This window comes from Bacillus sp. FJAT-27225, from assembly GCF_001685025.1.
Taxonomy (GTDB): Bacteria; Bacillota; Bacilli; order Bacillales; family Cytobacillaceae; genus Bacillus_D.
On sequence record NZ_MAYU01000022.1, the window covers coordinates 141,954 to 157,816 of the forward strand.

General features: G+C 40.6%; 18 protein-coding genes. 3 read left to right on the top strand and 15 right to left on the bottom strand.

Translation table 11 applies throughout. The annotated features are described in order from the left end of the window. Positions 1-5 precede the first annotated feature (5 nt). From A8F94_RS16790 to A8F94_RS16860, 14 genes are all read right to left on the bottom strand, one after another. Entirely contained in the window at positions 6-1,220 is a 1,215-nt protein-coding gene (locus A8F94_RS16790) for an ATP-grasp domain-containing protein (RefSeq protein ID WP_066202835.1), read from the bottom strand. A gap of 554 nt (positions 1,221-1,774) precedes the next feature. After that, positions 1,775-2,161 (bottom strand): CotY/CotZ family spore coat protein, encoded by a 387-nt coding sequence (locus tag A8F94_RS16795; RefSeq protein ID WP_066202838.1) that lies wholly within the window; start codon positions 2,159-2,161, stop codon positions 1,775-1,777. A 27-nt stretch (positions 2,162-2,188) separates the two neighbouring features. Continuing rightward, on the bottom strand, positions 2,189-3,385 hold the full coding sequence (locus tag A8F94_RS16800; RefSeq protein WP_175384452.1) for an ATP-grasp domain-containing protein: 1,197 nt from the start codon (positions 3,383-3,385) through the stop codon (positions 2,189-2,191). Between the two features lie 153 nt (positions 3,386-3,538). After that, the gene (locus A8F94_RS16805; protein ID WP_066202846.1) at positions 3,539-4,147 is read right to left on the bottom strand and encodes an alpha/beta hydrolase; all 609 of its coding nucleotides are present in this window, start codon (positions 4,145-4,147) and stop codon (positions 3,539-3,541) included. Then, the gene (locus A8F94_RS16810; protein WP_066202848.1) at positions 4,144-5,091 is read right to left on the bottom strand and encodes a ring-cleaving dioxygenase; all 948 of its coding nucleotides are present in this window, start codon (positions 5,089-5,091) and stop codon (positions 4,144-4,146) included. Before A8F94_RS16810 ends, A8F94_RS16805 begins: the two co-directional genes overlap by 4 nt. A 24-nt stretch (positions 5,092-5,115) precedes the next feature. Next, a complete protein-coding gene (locus tag A8F94_RS16815) occupies positions 5,116-5,724 on the bottom strand; it encodes a flavin reductase family protein (RefSeq protein ID WP_066202850.1) in 609 nt (202 codons plus the stop codon). 14 nt (positions 5,725-5,738) lie between these two features. Then, positions 5,739-6,683 (bottom strand): ring-cleaving dioxygenase, encoded by a 945-nt coding sequence (locus A8F94_RS16820; RefSeq protein ID WP_066202851.1) that lies wholly within the window; start codon positions 6,681-6,683, stop codon positions 5,739-5,741. Positions 6,684-6,971: 288 nt separating this feature from the next. Then, positions 6,972-7,169 (bottom strand): hypothetical protein, encoded by a 198-nt coding sequence (locus A8F94_RS16825; protein ID WP_066202855.1) that lies wholly within the window; start codon positions 7,167-7,169, stop codon positions 6,972-6,974. Between the two features lie 202 nt (positions 7,170-7,371). After that, positions 7,372-7,989 carry an NUDIX hydrolase gene (locus A8F94_RS16830; protein ID WP_066202858.1) on the bottom strand — a complete coding sequence of 206 codons (618 nt, stop codon included), beginning with the start codon at positions 7,987-7,989 and terminating at the stop codon, positions 7,372-7,374. Between the two features lie 95 nt (positions 7,990-8,084). Beyond that, positions 8,085-8,396 carry a hypothetical protein gene (locus tag A8F94_RS16835; protein WP_066202861.1) on the bottom strand — a complete coding sequence of 104 codons (312 nt, stop codon included), beginning with the start codon at positions 8,394-8,396 and terminating at the stop codon, positions 8,085-8,087. A 108-nt stretch (positions 8,397-8,504) separates the two neighbouring features. Further along, positions 8,505-9,644 carry a carcinine hydrolase/isopenicillin-N N-acyltransferase family protein gene (locus A8F94_RS16840; protein ID WP_066202863.1) on the bottom strand — a complete coding sequence of 380 codons (1,140 nt, stop codon included), beginning with the start codon at positions 9,642-9,644 and terminating at the stop codon, positions 8,505-8,507. Between the two features lie 347 nt (positions 9,645-9,991). Further along, a complete protein-coding gene (locus tag A8F94_RS16850) occupies positions 9,992-11,971 on the bottom strand; it encodes a TRAP transporter permease (RefSeq protein ID WP_066202869.1) in 1,980 nt (659 codons plus the stop codon). After that, positions 11,964-12,470, bottom strand: a complete 507-nt coding sequence (locus A8F94_RS16855) for a DUF1850 domain-containing protein (RefSeq protein ID WP_066202872.1) — start codon at positions 12,468-12,470, stop codon at positions 11,964-11,966. The genes A8F94_RS16850 and A8F94_RS16855 overlap by 8 nt, the downstream gene beginning before the upstream one ends. 59 nt (positions 12,471-12,529) lie before the next feature. Continuing rightward, complete coding sequence (locus tag A8F94_RS16860; RefSeq protein WP_066202875.1) at positions 12,530-13,501, bottom strand: TAXI family TRAP transporter solute-binding subunit; 972 nt, start codon at positions 13,499-13,501, stop codon at positions 12,530-12,532. 273 nt (positions 13,502-13,774) lie between these two features. Between A8F94_RS16860 and A8F94_RS16865 the strand changes: the two genes are divergently transcribed. The 3 genes from A8F94_RS16865 (at position 13,775) to A8F94_RS16875 (ending at position 15,414) form a co-directional block, all read left to right on the top strand. Next, a complete protein-coding gene (locus A8F94_RS16865; RefSeq protein ID WP_066202878.1) occupies positions 13,775-14,155 on the top strand; it encodes a hypothetical protein in 381 nt (126 codons plus the stop codon). Continuing rightward, the gene (locus A8F94_RS16870; RefSeq protein WP_066202881.1) at positions 14,145-14,618 is read left to right on the top strand and encodes an aminodeoxychorismate lyase; all 474 of its coding nucleotides are present in this window, start codon (positions 14,145-14,147) and stop codon (positions 14,616-14,618) included. Before A8F94_RS16865 ends, A8F94_RS16870 begins: the two co-directional genes overlap by 11 nt. Positions 14,619-14,775: 157 nt before the next feature. Further along, a complete protein-coding gene (locus tag A8F94_RS16875; protein ID WP_066202884.1) occupies positions 14,776-15,414 on the top strand; it encodes a DUF2238 domain-containing protein in 639 nt (212 codons plus the stop codon). Here the strand turns inward: A8F94_RS16875 and A8F94_RS16880 are convergent. Beyond that, positions 15,409-15,861 (bottom strand): hypothetical protein, encoded by a 453-nt coding sequence (locus A8F94_RS16880; RefSeq protein WP_066202891.1) that lies wholly within the window; start codon positions 15,859-15,861, stop codon positions 15,409-15,411. The genes A8F94_RS16875 and A8F94_RS16880 overlap by 6 nt on opposite strands. Between the last annotated feature and the right edge of the window lie 2 nt (positions 15,862-15,863).

The window sequence follows — 15,863 nt, forward strand, 5'->3', positions numbered from 1 at the left end:
AGTTGTTAGTTCAAGTGGAATTTAATTTCCCGAGCTGCTGCTTTTGCTATTTTTCTAGCTTCTTCCTTGCCAGAAGCAGTTGCCATTACATAAGCGTAACGGTGTCCCATTGATAGAGGGCGCTGCAAATAAGCTCCTTTCCTAGGCTTTATATACACGTCCACTACACCTTTATGTTTTAGAGCTTTTTCTTTCCCAGTTACCTTCTGAAGGGTTCCTTTTGAAGATATCGTAATATACTGTGTAAACACGAAACGTTCATGTTTATGCTTCAGGGAAGGTTCCTCCCCGAGCCAAACCTTTAAAATTTGTTCGACGTAGCTAAAACCGTAAGCAACTTCAATCATCTTATTTATTGCTCCTCCAGAAATCCGGGGGTTAATCTCAATAACCTTCCACTGGTTTTCATGGCGGCGTAATTCAAAGTGACATGAGCCATTCGTAAATTTCAATGTATTAATAATTGAACTGACTGTATTATATAGACTGTCATATAACTCCTTATGCAGCTGGCTCAGCAAAGAATATCCCGTGATAATAAATCGTTCCCCCTGGGTGATTTCTTGTTCAATCACTGCGACAATGTGAACTTGATTATTGTGAACAATCACTTCAACAACATATTGTGGCCCCTCGATATATTCCTCAAACAAAATAGGCGTATCGGCAAATTTTTTTCTCATTTTCGTTACATAACGTTCCAGCTCTGTTTCATCTTCAGCTTTAAATACATCTTTTGAACCTGTTGACCCAGGAGATTTTATAATAACTGGATATTCAAACGTATGTTTTTCCATAAAAGCACCTAGGTCTTCCTGTTTGTCATAGATGGCATGTTTGATACCAAATTCCGTATGCTGCAATGCTCTTCTTGTTGCTATTTTATTCTCCATTTTATTAATGGCCTTAGTTGAAATTTTTTTACTGCATAATTGTTCACAAAGATCAGCAGCGGTACTTACATAGGGATCAATGAAACTTACTATAGTATCAATCACAAGCCCTAATGTTTGTAGGTGTTTAACTTTCTCCCTGATAACTTTTATATCTTTTAGATCAACGAATATCATTCTATGAACATCTGGAAATTCATTTCTCTGAGATAAATGTTTCATTTGATTTGTAAAAACCACAGTATAAAAACCAAGCTTCTCAGCCGCTCGGACCGCTTCCCGGCACGAGCCAGATTTTTTTAAACCTATAAATACAACTGTCCTCATAGAGTTATAGCTCCTTTAAAAAATTCCATCAATTTTCCGTGTGCTTTGTGAGAATGTGAATTCTTACAATGAAGAGGCGTTGCCAGCATTCATCAAACAATATTGAAACTAGGGTCCTAGAGAACGACTGGTGGATCCGCATCTATTCCCTAGCACACTCTCCCTCGATCTGTTCGGATTTACACAATACTCTGCCATGCTTAACCTAAAACGTGGCCAGGACATATTTCCAGGTAAGCATTTTAGTTTGTAAGTGACATCTTCATGATTTGTTAAAACATTTTATTAAAACAAAACTAGGAGAAATTTATTATGAAAAATACTGGAATAATTACGATGATTATGGGATGAGAGTTCAGGGGTTCGCATTTAGCACTGTACAGATAAAGAGTATCCATATGAAAACTTTGATTAAAGTGGGGTCTTTCTGATCTAAATTTTGTCCTAACTTCGCAAGGAAATAGAATACATGTGGAGATGACGTTCAAATTGTTGAGGGATATCCCCCAAAAAGCTCCTTAGCGGTAATACCTATCAATAACTGATCATTTAGGCTATTTACATTTAGGTTCAGGTATGGGTAAATATCTATTGATTAGTTCAGGCGGTAATGGGATAATCCCACATAAACAATCCACATTCATTGTAATATGGTCCTTTGTAAAAAGGAGTGAATACAGGTCCGAGCCTATTTCAACGGGACATCCCTCCATGTCTACCGGTATTAAAACATTTAAAACAAGGCATCCACTTTCTCTATCCAGTTCTTTCATTGTAAAAACAGGTGAGTATACAGTGCCAAAACGGCCATTAACTGATACTGTATTAAATAAGTTGCCATTTGGTGTTATAAGACAGAAGGGTATGACCTCCTTTTTTTCTCTTATCATTTCAAGAATAGTGTACAGCGAGCTTTGCGGTTTATTAATATAATTAACCACTCCATTAATCCCTCCCTCTTGTTTATTTTAGGAAATAGGAATCATATCAAAAGTGATTTTTTCTGAAGCACGAATTGCATTAGCCTTCGCTTCATCACATGAGTTTCCTTTTGCTATCACAATGCCATATCGATGCCCCATTGAAAGGGGGGGAGACAAAACTTGACCCTCTTTAGCAGTTATTAAGACCTCAATTATGCCCGGTAAATTCTTGGCCTGCTCAATACCTGATACGGATAGAAGTTTTCCAATTGAATTTACTGTAATATAATGTGCATAAATACAAAGACTATATTTCCTTTCTATTGATGGCTGCTCTCCTCTATATAGCTTTAAAATCTGTTCAGCATAGTCAAACCCATAGGTTTCATAAAGTAACCTATTCATTGCTCCACCAGACATACGTGGATTTATTTCCACAATTCTCCACACACCATCTACCAAACGCAATTCTAAATGGCAATTCCCATTCTTTATTCCTAAATCATTGAGAACATGTTTTGTAAATAAAGTAATACTCGAGTGTATCTTTTCTTCGGCTTCAGAGACTATACTATAACCTGTCACGATAAATTTAGTATTATGGGTGATGGTTTGTTCAATTACTGCAACTATTTGAGTATTTCCTTCATATACAATGGCTTCTACTATAAATTGGGGCCCCATAAGATATTCTTCAATGATCAAATCTTCATTTGGATTTCTGTTTCTAAGAAAATGTATTCGGTTTTTCATTTGTTTTTCGTTGTTTACCAAGTAAACATCTTTTGACCCTGAAGAGGAAGGGGATTTTAGTATTAGAGGATAATTTTGTTTAATCTTATACATCACTTTATTGATTGGGTCTTCTTTTTTAATAATAGTAAAGTAAGGGGAATATGACTTAGATTGAAAGAACTCCCTGGTTAATACTTTGTTTTGCATTATTTTTATGACATCGTGTGAAATGTTCTGAATACAGAAGACATTGTGTAATTTAGCTGCCAGGTACACATACGAATCAACAAAGCTAATAATGATTTTGATATCATACACTTTCCTAATTTTATCAATTTGCAAAATTAAATAATCCTCTTTAAGTTCTTTTATAATATGAACATGATCCACATCTGGAAGATCCCGTAATGACCTGCGGTTTGAAATTAAATGGATAGAATATCCTAACTTTTTTCCTGCCTTCATTGCATCTTTACTGGGTCCAAAATAAGTTGAGTCTATAAACACTATGGCCTCCATTTAGATAAACGACGCCTTTCCCTTTGACCTTTTCCTATTTTGCATACTATGCCCGATTGATTTGAATAGCATAGGCTATAGACCCACTTATACATATAAAAGGGAGCCATTACCTCTTGCCAAGGTAATGGCTCCCTTTTTTTAACTGAAAAACTTTTTATACCATACCGCAGCTGCTTCAACTTCTGATGAAGTCAGCTGATGCCCGCGGTTTTCCCAATGCAGCTCGACTTTAGCATTCGACTTTTCCAATAAAGCCAGGAGTTCAGACGATTCCAGTGGAGAACAGATTGGATCGTTTGTTCCGGCTGCGATAAACACGGACTTACCTGACAAATCAGGCAGTTCTATGCCCCTCCGTGGTACCATAGGATGATGCAGGATTGCTCCTTTTAACGCATGTTGGTGGTGGAACAATAGACTAGCGGCTATGTTCGCCCCATTTGAGTAGCCGATCGCAACAATATTGTCCCGGTCAAAGCCATATTTTTCTGCAGCTTCATCAAGAAATGCATTTAACTCATTCGTGCGGAAAACAAGATCTTCTTCATCAAAAACACCTTCCGCCAGTCTTTGGAAAAATCGCGGCATCCCGTTTTCGAGGACATTTCCGCGGACACTTAAGACAGAAGATGTGTCATTAATTCTACCTGCTAATGGCAGAAGGTCCAGTTCATTACCCCCAGTTCCATGCAGCAATAGTAATGTCGGTGCATCAGGATTTTGCCCTTTGTTAAAAATATGTTTCATTTTTTATCCCCCTCCAATACCCTTACCTTCACGGGAGGCAAGAGTGCTTCCAGTTCGTCTCTTTGCGGCTCCAGCCAAGGTGGGAGCATCAATGCTTCCCCAAGAGAGGAAAGATCTTCATCGACTGTAAACCCTGGTGGATCGGTTGCGATTTCGAAAAGGATTCCTCCCTCTTCATGAAAGTACACCGCTTTAAAGTAATTTCGTTCACGGATTTCCGTCGGATTGTATCCTTTATCCTGAAGGATTTCTCTCCATTTCAGGAGTTGTTCCTCGTCTTTGGCGCTCCAGGCGAGATGATGGACGATTCCAGCTCCCATTAGACCCCGTACGGAAGGATTCAACTGAATATCGATGGTATTACCCAGTTCCCCCTCAGAAAAAAATCTCAGGTAATCATTCTCCTGGCCGATACATGTTAGGCCGAGGATGTTCTCAAGGACATCGGTGGTTTTATGCGGCTGTCTGGATAAAAGGACCGCGCCATCAAACCCCTTAATCGCATTTTCGGGCTCGACTCCTCCATGACTCCACTCATTTCTTGGTCCCTCATCTCGTTCTGTCAATTCAAGACGAAGTCCATCCGGGTCACTAAATTGCAAATACCGTTCCCCGAACCGGATGCTTGTCGTTGCTTCCACTCCAAACTGATTTAAACGATTTTCCCAGAATAGAAGGGAACCTACTGGAACCCTATATGTAGTACTCCCAACCTGGCCAGACCCAACTCGGCCTTTCAACTGCTTTTCCCAAGGAAAAAAGGTGATGATCGTCCCTGGGTTGCCCAATTCATTTCCAAAATAAAGATGGTACACTTCCGGGCGGTCGAAGTTGATCGTTTTTTTAACTAGTCGTAATCCAAGGACACCTGCATAAAAGTCGATTGTTCTTTGTGCATCATTTACCATTGAAGAAATGTGGTGAATTCCGGTTGTTTTATTCAATCTTCCCCCCTCCTCACGGTGAGACTATTTTGGCCGCTCAATCGAGAACATTTCTCCTATTTTGGCATAATTCGTCCCGGCTAATCGGCTGACCGCAGCCAACCCATTCGGATCGATTCTGCCTTTTTCATAAATGTCATGTTCAATGTGGAATTGAACGACTTTCCCTATTATGAAATCACACCCTGGTGAATCCGCACCGCCCAGCTCCAGATGTTGTTCAAGTACACATTCCATTCGGATTTTCGCTTCCTTTACTCCTGAAACAGAAAGCTTTTCACTTTTAACTGGAGTCAGGTTGGCCAGCTTTACTTCACTTTCACCAGGAGGAAGGCTTGCCGCTGTCTGATTGATTTTCTCAACATTCTGGTCATCGACAATATGGACGACAAATTCTTTCGATTCAAGGATGTTCCTAGCCGTATCCTTTTGCCTGCCGCCCTGTCTTTGAATCGATAACGATATCATTGGAGGATTGGAAGAAACAATGTTGAAATAGCTGAAGGGTGCGCCGTTTAGTACACCGTCCTTGGAAGCTGTTGTAACGAACGCAATTGGCCTCGGAATAATGCTTCCTATCAGGAACTTGTAATTTTCTCTTTCCGTCATCACAGATGGATCAATCGAAAGCAATCAAATCATTCCTTTCAGTCTATTTTCCTTACCTCAAATGGAATCAATTGGCCTTCAAGCCGCTTTCGGTATTTCTCATACTGTGAAGGCAGCATCAATTTTTCACCCATTGTTTCTTGTGATTCATCATGGGCGAACCCTGGAGGATCTGTCGCAATTTCAAACAAAATTTCACCATGTTCCCTGAAATAGATGGCATTGAAATAATTCCTGTCCTGTACAGGGGTTACATGGTATCCGTTTGACGCGACATAGTTTTGCCAGTCCAATTGATCCTCATCATCAATTGCCCGCCAGGCAATGTGGTGAACAGTCCCTACACCCATTTGCCCGCGGCCAGTATCGGTCGTGGTTGCCTTCAGGTCAATAATGTTCCCTATATCAGCTGTTGAACGGAAACGGATAAAGTCTCCTTCCCTTCCAACCAACTCCAGTCCCATTACATGTTCTAAAAGATGGGCTGTTTTATCCGGCTGGGAAGAAAACAGGATAGCTCCTCCAAATCCTTTAATCGCTACTTCCGGCGTAACTTCGCCAAAAGTCCAGTTGTTGGTTTCACCTTGCCCTCTTCCAACAATTTCGAGTCGCAGACCATGAGTATCCTCGAATTGCAGGTACTTCTCCCCGAATCGCTCTGTTTTAGTAAAAGGGATATTGAATTTTTCTAGCCGCTTTTCCCAGAAATCCATTGCCCCGGCAGGAACAACATATGACGTTACACCTACCTGGCCATCGCCGATCTTCCCCTGGTATGCCCCAGCCCACGGAAAGAAGGTGATGATTGTACCCGGCTTGCCGCCTTCATCGCCAAAATAAAGATGATATGTGCCTGGATCGTCAAAGTTAACGGTTTGCTTTACGAGGCGCAGTCCTAATACACCTGCATAAAAATCGACGTTTTCCTGGGGATGGCCGACAATCGCTGTAATATGGTGAATTCCCATCGTTTTCTTACTCATTTTTCTCCAGCTCCTTTTTGAATAGCTTTAGTATTCTACTTCTTCACTAAAAACTTTTATTGCCTTTGTTTGAAGTATCTCTAAGTTGAGATTCCAAAAAATAAAAAGGTGTCCTATCATAAGTGAGATTACTCTCACCCGCAAATGCGCATTTGAGAACTTCAACTTTTATTGTTAATTAAATTATCTTTAATTCGAGATAATAATACCACGAGAATTTTTAGGTGTCAACACTCATACTAAAAAATGGCTGTATGTTGTCACCGTAAATTCTCCCTTGTTTGTTCTTCAATCAAATTTTTCAATGAAATACGTTAAAACTGGCAATGCAATCATTACCAGTATGCTTTGAAAAAAAGTAAATGTAATATCCCTTTTCCATGTATTCCTTTTTGGATAACGATTTGCCAGCCTTTGATAAATAAGCAGCGCGATCCACCAAAAAAGCAAGGTTAATAGGACTGACTGAACATTTTCGTAAAACATCGTGCTCCTCCTTTATGCGTCAATCCTTCTCATAATCATTATAAAACCAATCTGGACACCATACTGCTATATCATCACCCGGGCATGCAACGATTAGCCACGTCTCATCTTCTTGCAAGATTACACCCAATTCCCATGATTCATACTGTTCATGATGACCAAAGACAAAAATCAATGCCAGCCATACAACTAAAAAGGCAAATCAGTCAAAATAGACAGGTTCTGCAGGATTATGTAAATGTTTAAATGCTAAATGAATTTGGGATTCTGTATTTCTAGCTACCGATAAAGGCGGCAATTCATTTTCTGCGAAAAAGTCCACTGCCTCAGTTTCAATGCCCTCTTTTGGTTGCCCGCCAATGATTTCACATTGGATGAATATTTTATAAATGTGATAGGGAGAAGGCGGATGTGGGTGGCTATTCCTGTCCAGTACAGCGATTAATTTTCTCGCTTTTACTTCAAACCCTGATTCTTCTTTCACTTCCTTGACTGCCACTTCACTTGGAGTTAAACCAATATCACCCCAACCCCCTGGCAGCGACCAACCTCCATCATCGTTTTCTTTCACCATTAATATTTTATCGTCCCTAAATACTACGGCCCTTATATCAACTTTTGGGGTTGCATACCCAGTCTCATTTGCAAATAGGTCTTTTATCATTTTACTGTCCATATTTGTATGCTGTGACAAAATTTCCACACTGATATTCCTTATGGATTCAAATCTCTCCAAGTCATACACATCTTTCGAATATGTCAGCCCTGCTTGGGCAATGGATTGAAGCTGTTTTGCCCATTCCAGCCATTTAGGTTCCACTCGCTATTCACCACCGTTTCTTCTTCATTCAAAATTACTTTGCTTTAATTAAACATATCGGAAACCACAAATTCTCCTCTCCTCTTGGAACTTGTTTAGCTTATCTTTCTCCTTGGAAAAATAAAGCAGGCAGCAACCAAACAGATCATACTGAACGCCCACACGACTCCGGAAATGCCGATAAGAAGGGAAATCTCTTCCGATGCCATCGGATGATTGTAGTCAAAAGCCAGGCCCTTTAATGCAAAATAGACTGAAACAGAGACTAGCAAAAGGTGCATGACTATCCAGAAATGTCCCTTACTTTTCTCTTTTATCAAAAGGTACAAAACCGCTATCATTGCAATCCCCATAACGATTGTAAATCCACCAATTAATAGACCCATTACTTCTTGTTCTAAAGGCATAAAAATTACCACCCCTTAATTTGGTGTTTTAATCCTGATATATTCTTTGAATCCCAGATTTATATGTGAATCCGTATAAATATCCAGCAAATATAGTCATCCATAAACTTATAAATAAAAGTCTATATACCCTGACCTCTTAATTTTCTTTCCTTCTTCCCCTACATAAAAATCCACAGATAGTTTACTATTATGGATATCGTATATGCTATGCCACAAGGTACGTGAAGGTAAGCTGGATTCTCTTAAGATGCTCGTATCATTAAAAGCGACACCTTTATGGAGTTCTTTAATAGTATCCAAATGATAGGGCCTATTGTTTGCTGCTAAACTCTCAGTTAGGTGGCAAAAACGGTTATACATTGAAAGGCGTTCCCCGGATAATGGCAGCTCAAATGAAGGCTGGTACCGGTATAGCGGAAAGTTTGTGAGAACCTGCGGTATATTTTCATTTCCGTCAAAAATAAATTCCCTGTTTCGCCCATGTGACATCTCCCAAATAAATGAGTTCCCATATCTATCGGCAATTAAGTAATGTAAAGGATATAAGGCATAATATTGTTTTGAAGAATATAATGCCCGCTTTGCTTCTTCCACATTGGAGCACGTATCCAATAGCATCCTTAAGGTTTGCAATTCATTAAGCCCTACCTGTGAAGTATAAGATGGATCGATTGGGAAACTTGCAATCGCTTCATCATCAGCCAGCATTGTCACAACTAAACCCTCGGAATTAATGCCATCTATTACCCCACTGAGCAGATCAAAGCTTGATAAATATAAAGAAGAATAGCCCTCATCAGGATGAGTTTCTATTATATAAGGTTGGGAGAGTGCAGGTTTTTCACTGCCATTTGGAACCTTTCCTGAAACCGTCCCGGTTGTAAAATCAAAGTTCCTGCTGACAATCGGGCTTCGATTATATGTAGCAGCTGGTGGATAAAAAACAACAGAACATCCGAATAAACCAGATGAATACATTAGGGTTGAGTGGTCTAAGTTCTCTTTGGTAGTTGCCAAGCTTTCCACACCAATTATCCGGTTATATAGAATCGGATAATGTTCTTTATAATAACTCATTTGATAGATGTATCTGGGTTCCGCTGGATTAAATTTAACTCCATGCCTTTCAATCCCTATACGGGCCAATTCCCTTCCTATTTCAAAATTTGTACCTTTTATTTTTAGGTAGCGGACTTCCATAAAATCATCTTGACTTCCAGCAACAATCTTTTCCTCAAGAATCAAACAACCATCCCCCTAGTTACCATTCTGGTTTAATCCATCGAAGTATCCGCATCCAGTAAATGACAGTTCCCATCTAACATTCTACATTTTTCTCGTCAATTCCTTCTTTCACCCCAATTTTTAATAAGGCGAACATAGGAGAAATTAAGACTGTGATAAATTTATCCTGAATCAATATGGGAATGGCTTTATTAGTGAAAAGTTTTACCCTGGTAAGTTCTAAATTTGTCCTGATTCCTTTTCGTACATCTAGACGGACAACTTGAAACACATCTACATACTCTCCAATCACCGAAAATATTTGTTCAAAAACGAAAGAAAAAATCGAAGGGGAATCCCCCTTCGATCTATTGTACCTGGCGTTGTGGTTCTATTTTCATACCCTTCCCGGAATCTCCTTGGAAGAACTTTTGGTAAACATATACCAATACCATTAGCACAAAGCCGATAATCGATGTTGTCAATTCAGGTATAACGAGCATGATGCCTCCTGCTACCAAAAGGAGCCTCAGTAAAATGTTCAATGGTTTTACCCAATACCCAATCATTCCCGCGCCGACCCCTATCATCCCAATTGTTGAGCTAATCATGATCATAGCCGCTCCCGTCCACTCAGTATCAATGAGCAGCATTTGCGGCTGGAACACGAAAATATACGGGATGATAAATGCTGCAATGGCCAGGCGGGTTGATTCAATTCCTGTCTTCAGCGGGTCACTCTTCCCAATTCCCGATGCCGCAAATGCAGCCAGAGCTACCGGCGGGGTAATGTCAGCGAGAATGCCAAAATAGAATACAAACATGTGCGCTGCCAAGAGCGGAAATCCAAGCTCAACCAAGACAGGCGCTGCAATCGTCGATGTAATAACATAGTTTGCCGTTGTCGGAACACCCATCCCTAGAATCAGGCTGGCTACCATTGTCAACATTAATGTAAGGAACAAGTTCCCTCCAGCAAGGCCGATCAGCCCATTTGCAAACTTAAGGCCGATGCCGGTTAAAACAATAACACCGACAATCATTCCAGCGGCAGCACAGGCAATCCCTACGCCAAGGGCGGCCCGGGCACCCGTTTCAAGTGCTTCAATTAACCCTTTGATTGTCAGCCTTTTTTCACCCGGCTGGATGAATCCAGTGACAATGGCAATAAACAGGCCATATAGCGCCGCGCGCATCGGGCTCATATTTGCACTCAGGAAGTAAATAATGGCGATAATTGGCACAAGCAAATAAATCTTGGATAGAACGTATTTTACGGAAGGCAATTCTTCCTTTGTCAGTCCCCGCAGGCCAAGCCGCTTCGCTTCATAATGGGTCATGATCCAGATTCCGACAAAGTACAGAATCGCGGGGATTGCTGCCGCCTTCACAATTGTCCAATAAGGGATGCCTGTAAATTCAGCCATCAGGAAGGCCGCTGCCCCCATTACCGGCGGCATGATTTGTCCACCAGTAGATGAAGAGGCTTCAACACCACCAGCAAATTCCTTACGGTAACCAAGTCTTTTCATCAGCGGGATCGTATACACGCCTGATGTAACAACATTCGCAACCGAGCTTCCGCTAATTGTTCCCTGAAGTGCACTGGAAAAGATCGTTACTTTTGCAGGTCCTCCGCTCGCCCTTCCGGCAACGACAAGAGCAAGGTCATTGAAATAGTCCCCTACTCCTGTTTTATCAAGAACAGCCCCAAATAGGACAAACAGAAAAATAAAAGTCGCGGATACTGCCAAAGGCGTCCCCAAAATTCCTTCGGTTGTAAAATACATATGCGAAAATAACCGTTCAAAGGAAATTCCGCCATGCCTTAAGAAGGAAGGTAAATATGGACCGAACAAAGAATACAAAAGAAATACCGATACAATAATTGTAATTGGCAAGCCGACAACTCTCCGGCATCCTTCCAACACCAGGACAATTGCCAGTGCCCCGACGGTAAGGTCAAGAGGAGTCAGCATTCCGACTCGGCTGACAATATCATCGAAAAACAAAAGCCAATAAAGACCGACAAAAATCCCGATTGCCGCAAGGACTATGTCATAAATAGGTATTTTAGATTCACCGATTTTCTTTTTCGTATAAGGATATAAAAGGAATATTAAGCCAAGGACAAACGCCAAGTGGATGGAGCGCTGAAGCTGGGAGTTAAGCCCTCCAATGTATGCAGTATAAATATGGAAGATTGAAAATGAAACTGCCATCAGCACGACAAGTTTATCCGTAATCCCTTGCAGCCTTCTTGTCCCTGATTCCGGGTCATATTCTGCCAACAGGTCCTGCAGGTCTTTTTCGGTTAGAGTATCTTGGTCCTGTACCCCTTTATTCAAATTGCACCAACCTCCTAAAAAATGACTGTACTCGGCTTTTGTTTGTAACAGAGAAGCGCAGCGAGGTTCCAGGTTCACTCAAATCTTTCAAGGGAATCTCTTCTCCCTTAATTATCAACGTATGATTGGCAATAACCTGTCCGATAAACAGGTCCATGACAGGAATCTCCCGATTGATATTCTCAATGATCACCTTTCCGTCTTCCATCCTCATCTTTTGTTCTCCCTCAATGTCAAAGGGTAATCCGGCACCGAACGATTCATAAATGGTTGAATCGATTACTAGATTGCCATCTCCAATCCGGATGACTTCATCCACTTCGGTTCTTTCCACGGAGTGGGTAAACCTGATCGTAAACCGGTCACCAACTTCGACAGGCATGGTCCACAAAATTTTGTTTGTTTTATTTGATGTGATGGTAAGCTCCGGTGTATGCTTCTCTGCTCCAAACCAGAAGAAGAGCGGTATAAACATGAGGAATGCGGCAACCTTCTTCATAAAAGCCGCAAGGGAGCCTGAACAGCTCCCTTGCGTGTTCCCCCCTAACTTAATGCCCCTTACTTGATGCCCTTCTCATCGAAGTACTTCTTCGCACCAGGGTGCAAAGGAATTGTCAGCCCTTCAAGGGCAGCTTCCGCTTTGATTTCCTTTCCTTTCGCATGCTTGGCACCCAATTTATCCAGGTTTTCATAAATTGCTTTCGTCATTTTATAAACAAAGTCTTCACTCAAATCGCTGCTGACTGTTAAAGCAGCCAAAACAGCAACGGTTTTTGCATCTTTGTCCTGGCCTTCGTAGGCACCTGCCGGAACAACTTCATCAATAAAGAATGGATAATCCGCTTTCAATTTGGAAATGACATCATCGCCAAGGCTGATTACACGGACCTTTTTTGATACAGCAATGTCCGAAACGGAAGCGTTTGGAACGCCTGACGTTACAAACATGGCGTCGATCAAACCATCTTTAAAGCTGTCCGCTGAATCCGCATACGACTTCAGCTCTTCATTAATATCGTCATAACTTAAGCCCGCAGCCTTAAGTATTTGTTTACTGTTTGCTTCATTTCCGCTCCCTGGTGCCCCAACGGAAACTTTCTTGCCTTTTAGGTCTTGAATGGTCTGAATATCACTATCAGCCGCCACAACAAGCTGGATAATTTCCGGATAAAGAGTAGAGATAGCACTTACACCTTTCAACTTGTCTTTAAAAACCTCTTTTCCGTTCACTGCGTAATCGGCGATATCATTCTGTGTGAAGGCTACCTGGACTTCCCCTTTTGATAAAAGCTGCATGTTTTCTACAGAAGCTCCAGTTACCTGGGCAGTTGCTGTAATACCAAGATCTTTGTCTTTTTCCAAAATCTCGGCTATCCCGCCACCAAGCGGAAAATAAACCCCGCCTGTTCCCCCTGTAGCAATTGTGACTGCCTTCGGATCTGCATCCCCTCCCCCTCCTGACGAGGTCGAAGAACATCCTGCGATAATAAGGAAAAATACTGACAGTAATGCAAACAATCCTTTTTTCATTTTTCCATCCCCCTTGTGACTATTCTAAATATTCCAATCATTAATAGTTTAACCGTGGTATAAGTTAGGTGTCAAACCAGATGTAGGGTTTATTTTGTAGATATAGCAATTTTTATTCATTTTAAGGAAAATATCCTCCCAGTCTCATAAGAACCAAGATAATATCCACTCCTGCTTCTTTGGATTTATAGGTTAACATTCGAAAAATAAGTTGAATCCCTGTATAATAAAAACTTGTGAATCTATAGTCCAAAAAAGAAGGAGGTATGATTGATGGAATGGACATTGGCCGGATTATTTGTCATATCCGTATTAATCCTGATTTACTCTATTCTGAAATCAACCCGGGCAGCTAAGGCTCAACACAACGAAATCGATCAGATTCATATTTCTCTAATGGAAGAAATCAACGCTCTTCAAAATTCAATTCGAAACATAGAGCTTGACCAGGAAGTGTTCATTAAGGCAGCTGGAATTCGACTGTCATCTGAGGAACTGCTCTTAATGCGGGAAGTTCTGGACTTGTACTATCGTAATTATTCAATTGATAGTATTGCAGAAATGAAAAAGGTCACTCCTAGTAAGATAGTAGAAATACTGGCTCCTTTTCAGAATGTGAATGATGAAGGGAGAAAAGTTGCTAATGAAGGTTAATAAATTGAGCAGCTTTGCTGCGGGAATGTTAGTCACAACAGCAATTTGTACAGCTGTTTACTTCACTGCTGACACACCGAAGGCGGTTTCCAAAACAGAAAAAGTTGAACTTTCTGATGAAGAAATGAAGAGTAATCTTGAAACGAAGGGCTTTGTCGTGCAAACGCAAGAGGAATTCGACAAGGCTATAGAGAACGCAGAAGCTCCAGCACCAGAACAAACGAAGCCTGAAGAAAACACGGCAGATGCCAAACCTGTAACTAAGGTTTTCATAAATGTTTCGGATGGCATGACCAGTATCAATGTAGGACGAGCTCTTGAACAAGCTGGTATAGTCAAGGATGCCTTTGCTTTTTCAAAGGATATTGAGAAAAAAGGGCTGATGAACAAGCTCCGTCCTGGTGTATATATGGTTGACAGCAACATGAGTTACGACCAGGTCGTATCAACCATATTCAAATAAGCTTTAACAAATACTGCAGCGGCTGTCTGCAGTATTTTTTTATTATTACGAAGTACCTGACTAAAGTACCTATCCTATTTGAATAATCTTCAAAAATTAAACAACACTAAATGGAAGGATTATCTTTTTCACAGACAAGCCATTAAGGATGGGTACAATGACAAAAAGAAAAATTAAGTTAATTCACATTTTACTGCTCTTATTTGTTATCGCGGTTTTTATATGGTCAATGATCAAGCCAGTTGGAGGTTATGGCTTATTGGCTCTTGAGACTGGTCCTGCGGTTATTGGAGTATTAATTGCCATCTTTACTTACAAACGCTTTCGGCTTACTACCCTGTCCTATTTAATCATTGCAGTTTTGGCCATCCTTACGTTCATCGGCGGCCATTACACTTATTCAAGAGTTCCTCTTTTTAATTGGATCAAAGACGTATTTGATTTACATCGAAATCATTATGATCGCTTTGGCCATTTGTTAAAGGGTTTATTTTCAATCGTGATAAGGGAAATTTTATTGCGAAAAACTCCATTAATGAGAGGGCCTTGGTTAATTGCGATCATTCTAAGTATTTCCCTGGCAATCGGTGCCTTTTATGAAATAATCGAGTGGTTGGCTTCGCTAATTGGACATGGAGGAAAAGTATCCAGGAATTTTTTAGGTACACAGGGCAGCAAGTGGGATGCAGAATGGGATATGCTGTTGAACCTAATTGGTTCTGTCCTTGCACTTCTATTCTTGTCCAAACTTCATAATAAACAGCTTAACAAGGTAAAAAGTAAAGATGAATCATAGCTTTTCTGCTTTCAGGAGTCGTTTATACCTTTCTTTTCTTTCTTTTTCCAGCTTCATCCGTTCCATTTTCCCTAATCTTTTTAATCTATCCAAAGAAGTGTGGCCAGTGATTTCAAGGATATCTACTTCTACTTGAAAGAACCAATTATTCACATTACAATCGTCCGGATGCTCAATCTCCCCAATATCCTGTTCTGCATCCACTTGAATATATGTACCATCTTTCAGGAAAAATTTGTAACTTAAGCCAATTGTATAGATTCCTAGCAGCTCACCGAGTTCATGATGTGTAATCTTTACAATTTTCCCAACCACTTCCCTATCGTCAGGGGACACCATATTTTCTGCAAATTTAGGGTTATCTTTTTCAAGATAGAAAAAATCTTTATCTCCAACAATTATAGTTTGGTCCAGCTCGTACCAATTCGGTTCCCACATGATTTTCATCT

What these genes read in the sequence shown, in the direction of transcription:
- A8F94_RS16790 (WP_066202835.1), bottom strand. Translation starts at nt 1,220, where the DNA reads ATGAGGACAGTTGTATTTATAGGTTTAAAAAAATCTGGCTCGTGCCGG.
- A8F94_RS16805 (WP_066202846.1), bottom strand. Translation starts at nt 4,147, where the DNA reads ATGAAACATATTTTTAACAAAGGGCAAAATCCTGATGCACCGACATTA.
- A8F94_RS16820 (WP_066202851.1), bottom strand. Translation starts at nt 6,683, where the DNA reads ATGAGTAAGAAAACGATGGGAATTCACCATATTACAGCGATTGTCGGC.
- A8F94_RS16825 (WP_066202855.1), bottom strand. Translation starts at nt 7,169, where the DNA reads ATGTTTTACGAAAATGTTCAGTCAGTCCTATTAACCTTGCTTTTTTGG.
- A8F94_RS16835 (WP_066202861.1), bottom strand. Translation starts at nt 8,396, where the DNA reads ATGCCTTTAGAACAAGAAGTAATGGGTCTATTAATTGGTGGATTTACA.
- A8F94_RS16855 (WP_066202872.1), bottom strand. Translation starts at nt 12,470, where the DNA reads ATGAAGAAGGTTGCCGCATTCCTCATGTTTATACCGCTCTTCTTCTGG.
- A8F94_RS16860 (WP_066202875.1), bottom strand. Translation starts at nt 13,501, where the DNA reads ATGAAAAAAGGATTGTTTGCATTACTGTCAGTATTTTTCCTTATTATC.
- A8F94_RS16865 (WP_066202878.1), top strand. Translation starts at nt 13,775, where the DNA reads ATGGAATGGACATTGGCCGGATTATTTGTCATATCCGTATTAATCCTG.
- A8F94_RS16870 (WP_066202881.1), top strand. Translation starts at nt 14,145, where the DNA reads ATGAAGGTTAATAAATTGAGCAGCTTTGCTGCGGGAATGTTAGTCACA.
- A8F94_RS16875 (WP_066202884.1), top strand. Translation starts at nt 14,776, where the DNA reads ATGACAAAAAGAAAAATTAAGTTAATTCACATTTTACTGCTCTTATTT.
- A8F94_RS16880 (WP_066202891.1), bottom strand. Translation starts at nt 15,861, where the DNA reads ATGAAAATCATGTGGGAACCGAATTGGTACGAGCTGGACCAAACTATA.